The 4,534-nt window shown below is 67.1% G+C and carries 4 protein-coding genes; all 4 read right to left on the reverse strand.

What is annotated here, in order from left to right:
* Positions 1-985: MATE family efflux transporter (locus HMPREF3067_RS04270; protein WP_246819234.1), on the reverse strand; the 985-nt coding region annotated here is incomplete at its 3' end.
* On the reverse strand, positions 985-1,953 hold the full coding sequence (locus HMPREF3067_RS04275; RefSeq protein WP_070768490.1) for a DHH family phosphoesterase: 969 nt from the start codon (positions 1,951-1,953) through the stop codon (positions 985-987). The genes HMPREF3067_RS04270 and HMPREF3067_RS04275, both read right to left, overlap by 1 nt.
* A gap of 4 nt (positions 1,954-1,957) precedes the next feature.
* Positions 1,958-2,395 (reverse strand): 30S ribosome-binding factor RbfA, encoded by a 438-nt coding sequence (rbfA, locus tag HMPREF3067_RS04280; protein WP_070768491.1) that lies wholly within the window; start codon positions 2,393-2,395, stop codon positions 1,958-1,960.
* 164 nt (positions 2,396-2,559) lie between these two features.
* Positions 2,560-4,534, reverse strand: a 1,975-nt coding sequence (infB, locus tag HMPREF3067_RS04285; RefSeq protein ID WP_070768492.1) for a translation initiation factor IF-2, incomplete at its 5' end; no start/stop codon positions are given.

Consider the following 4,534-nt stretch of genomic DNA (forward strand, 5'->3'; position numbering starts at 1 on the left):
GCCCGCCGGTGCGGCGGGCGGCCTGCGCCGAGCCGGCGCCCAGCGCCGCGCCGATAAGCGTCTGCGCCGCGATCGCCAGGGAATCCAGGACCAGCGTCAGGAAGTTCCACAGCTGCAGCATGACCTGGTGCGCGGCCAAGGAGGCGGTGCCGAAACGGCCGGCCACCGCGGCCGCGGACAGGAAGGCGACCTGGAAGCTCAACGAGCGCAAAATGAGGTCGCGGCCCAGCACCAGCTGGCGGCCGATGACCCGCGGGCGGATCTTCCAGGAACCGCCGTGCTGCCGGGCCAGCTCGATGAGAAAGAGCGTGGCCACGATCCCCATGCCCAGCACGTTGGCCGCCGCCGAGCCAGGCAGGCCCCAGAGGTGGACGAAGATGGGCACGCAGATAGCCCCGGGGATGACACCGGCCAGGGTGAAGACCAGCGGCTTGCGGGTGTTTTGCACGCCACGCATCCAGCCGTTGCCGGCCATAACCACCAGGGTGATCGGAATGGCCAGAGCCGCGATGTGCAGCCACTGGGCCGCGCGGGCGGCGGTATCCGCGTTGCCGGTCATCCACCACGTGATCTTTTCGGCAAAAAGCCACATGATAACCGCCAGCGCCGTGCCCACGCCCAGCGCGACCCAGGTGGCCTGGATGCCTTCGGCTACGGCCTCGGCGCGCTTGCCCGCGCCGTACAGCCGCGCGCCGCGGGCCGTGGTGCCGTAAGACAAAAACGTCAGCTGGGTGGTCACCACCGACTGCACCGCGGCCGCCGCGCCCAGAGCCGCTAGGTCCTCGGCGCCCAAGCGGCCGACGACGGCGGTGTCGAACAGGAGGTAGAGCGGCATCGCCGCCAGCACACCCAGCGCGGGAAGCGCGAGCCCGAGGATGCGCCGCAGGGTGACCTCCGGGGCCTTCCTACCGGTCGTGGTAGTTTCGCTCGTGTCGGCCTCGCTCGGGGCGGGGGTGGTATCGGCGGAGTTTTCGTCTTTAGTCATTAATACGTGCGTACAACTTCCACTAATTTCTCAGTGATTTCTTCCGGGGTGCCGTGGGCGGTGTAGCCAGCGGCCGGCACGTGCCCGCCGCCGCCGAACTGCAGGGCGATGGCCGAGCAATCCACGACCGAGGACCGCAGGGAGGTCGCGAAGACACCCGGCGCCTGCTCCTTGAACACGACGCCGATGTCCGTGCCGTCTAAGGCGCGGACGAATTCCACCAGGGACTCCACGGCGGCATCGGAGTGATCCCCGATATCCGCCAGGCGGCCGACCAGCACGCCCAGCGTGTGCGAGCCGGCCTCGACGACCTGCACGCCGGAAAGCACACGGCCTAGCATCTGCAGGTCGGTCGCGGTGGTGCTGTCGAGCAGATCCACCGCGATCTGCTTGGTGTCCAGCCCGTAGTACATCAGGCGGGCGGCGTACTCGTGCATGGCGGGCCGACCCCACCGGAAGCTGCCGGTGTCGGTGACTAGGCCGGCGTAGAGTGCGTGCGCGATGTCCGTATCCATCTGCACGTCGAGCAGGTCGAGGATCTGGGTTAGCGCCACAGTGGTGGACTCGCACTCGTAGTCCACCAGGTTCACCGAGCCGAAGCCCGGGTTCGAGGCGTGGTGGTCAATACAGACCACGCGCCCCGCGGCCGCTTGCTGCTCCACCGCGGGCGCTAGCGAGCCGGTGCGATCCAGCGAGCCACAGTCCACGGTGACGTAGAGGTCGTAGCCGTCCGGCAGGTCTTCGACCAGCTCGACGGCTTCCGAGCCGGGGATGGAAAGCAGGTTGCGGGAGATTTCCCGGCGCTGACCGATGACCACGCGGGTGGGCTTGTCGAACTGCTGCAGCGCCATGTTCAGCGCGCAGGCCGAGCCCACCGCGTCGGCATCCGGTCGCAGGTGGGTGATGATGCACACGCTGTCTGCCGCGCGCACCGCCGCCGCTACCCGCTCATAATCCTGTTCGAGCACGGATTTACTCGCTTTCTTTCTCCTTATACGGGTTCGCCTCGCCGGCCGGTTGGGCGTTTTCCTTCAGCTTCGCCAGCTCGGCGTCGCGGGCGCGCGCCTTTTCCAGCAGCTGCTCCATGTGCGCGGACGACTCGGGCACGGTGTCGACCTCAAAGCTCAGCGTCGGCGTAAACCGCACGCCCAGCTGGTCGCCGACCAGCTTGCGCAGCTGCCCGCGGGCGCGGTGCAGGGCCTCCGCAGCGGCGTCGAAGTCCGGCTCGTCGTCGATGTCGCGGCCGCGGACCGTGTAGTAGACCGTCGCGTCGTGCAGATCCCCGGTCACGCGGGTGTCGGTGACCGTCACCAGCTCCACGCGGCGGTCCTTGATGTTGTGTTCGAGGGCGTTAGCAACAATTGCCTGAATCCTCTTCGCCATGCGTCCCGCGCGTGCGTGGTCTGCCATTGCTCCTCCTAGACCTGAGTTGGAAAAATCGATCTTCAAGCTAATCTATTCTAGCTTCCCCGCGCAACGAAAAATCCCCGGCACGCACTATAGCGTGGCGGGGACAATCGCTACCGGTAGTGGGCCTACCAGTCAGCGCCAGCTAGTTGCTGGCTCGGGTCGAACTAGTCGCGCGGGACCTCGACCTCTTCGAAGGCCTGGATCTGGTCGCCAACCTGGATGTCCGGGAAGGACAGGACCATACCACACTCGTAACCGGCGTTGATCTCGGTGGCGTCGTCCTTCTCGTGACGCAGCGACTCGATGCGGGCATCGCTGGCGATGACGTTGCCATCGCGTACGATGCGCACCTTGCCGTTGCGCTTGACTTGGCCCTCGGTGACCATACAGCCAGCAATGGTGCCCACGGCGGAGGACTTGAACAGCGCGCGGATTTCGGCCGCACCGGTCTCGCGCTCCTCGTAGATGGGCTTGAGCATGCCCTTGAGGGCCTTCTCCACATCCTCGATGGCGCGGTAGATAACCGTGTAGTAGCGGATATCCACGCCCTCCTGGTTGGCCTCGTTGGTCGCCTTGCCCTCAGCGCGGACGTTGAAGGCGATGATAACGGCGTCGGAGGCCGCTGCCAGGGTGACGTTGGTCTGGGTGACCGCACCGACACCGCGGTCGATGACGTTGAGCTGAACCTCATCGTCGACCTTGATGTCCAGTAGGGCGTCTTCCAGAGCCTCGACCGAACCGGCGTTGTCGCCCTTGAGGATGAGGTTCAGCGTCGAAGTCTCCTTCAGCACCGCGTCCAGATCCTCCAGGGAGACGCGCTTGCGGGCCTTGGCCTGCATAGCGGAACGCTTGCGGGCGTCGCGCTGGGCAGCGATCTGGCGGGCCACGCGGTCGTCCTCGACCACCAGCAGGTTGTCGCCGGCACCCGGCACGCCATTTAGACCCTGGACCTGGACCGGGCGGGAGGGGCCGGCCTCGTCCACGTCGTTGCCGAACTCGTCGAGCATGCGGCGCACACGACCGAAGGAATCACCCACGACGATGGAATCACCGACGCGCAGCGTACCGCGCTGGACGATGACGGTAGCCACCGGGCCGCGGCCGCGGTCCAGGTAGGCCTCGATGGCCACACCCTGGGCGTCCATGTCCGGGTTGGCGGTCAGCTCGAGGGCCGCGTCCGCGGTCAGAACGACCGCCTCCAGTAGCTCCTCGATGTTCTGACCCGCCTTGGCGGAGATGTCCACGAACATGGTGTCGCCGCCGTACTCTTCCGGAACCAGGCCGTACTCGGTGAGCTGGCCACGAATCTTGTCCGGCTGCGCCTCCGGCTTATCGATCTTGTTCACCGCGACCACGACCGGGATGTCCGCGGCCTTGGCGTGGTTGATGGCCTCAATGGTCTGCGGCATGACGCCGTCGTCTGCGGCCACGACCAGGATGGCCAGGTCCGTGGACTTGGCACCGCGGGCACGCATGGCGGTGAAGGCCTCATGGCCCGGGGTATCCAGGAAGGTGATGGCGCGATCGCCGCCGTCGACCTCCACGTCCACCTGGTAGGCGCCGATGCCCTGGGTAATACCGCCGGCCTCGCCCTCGCGCTCGTTGGTCTTACGGATGGTGTCCAACAGGCGGGTTTTACCGTGGTCGACGTGGCCCATGACGGTGACCACTGGCGGGCGCTTAGCGAGGTCTTCCTCGCTGCCCTCGTCCTCACCGAACTGCAGGTCGAAGGACTCGAGCAGCTCGCGGTCCTCGTCCTCCGGGGAGACGACCTCGACCTTGTAGTTGATCTCGGCGCCCAGCAGCTGCAGGGTCTCCTCCGAGACGGAGGCGGTAGCGGTCACCATCTCCCCCAGGTTGAACAGCGCCTGGACCAGGGCGGCCGGATCCGCACCGATCTTCTCGGCGAAGTCCGCCAGCGAAGCACCGCGGCGCAGACGCACGGTCTTGCCGCCACCGTCGGGCAGGCGAACGCCGCCGACGACGTGCTTCTGCTGCTCCTCAAACTCGTGCCGCTTCTGACGCTTCGACTTCTTGCCCTTGCGGGGTGCGCCGCCCGGACGGCCGAATGCGCCGGCGGTACCGCCGCGACGGCCGCCGCGGCCACCGCGGAAGCCACCCGGACCGTGGCCCGGACCG

The sequence above is a fragment of the Corynebacterium sp. HMSC04H06 genome, assembly GCF_001815935.1.
Classification (GTDB): domain Bacteria; phylum Actinomycetota; class Actinomycetes; order Mycobacteriales; family Mycobacteriaceae; genus Corynebacterium.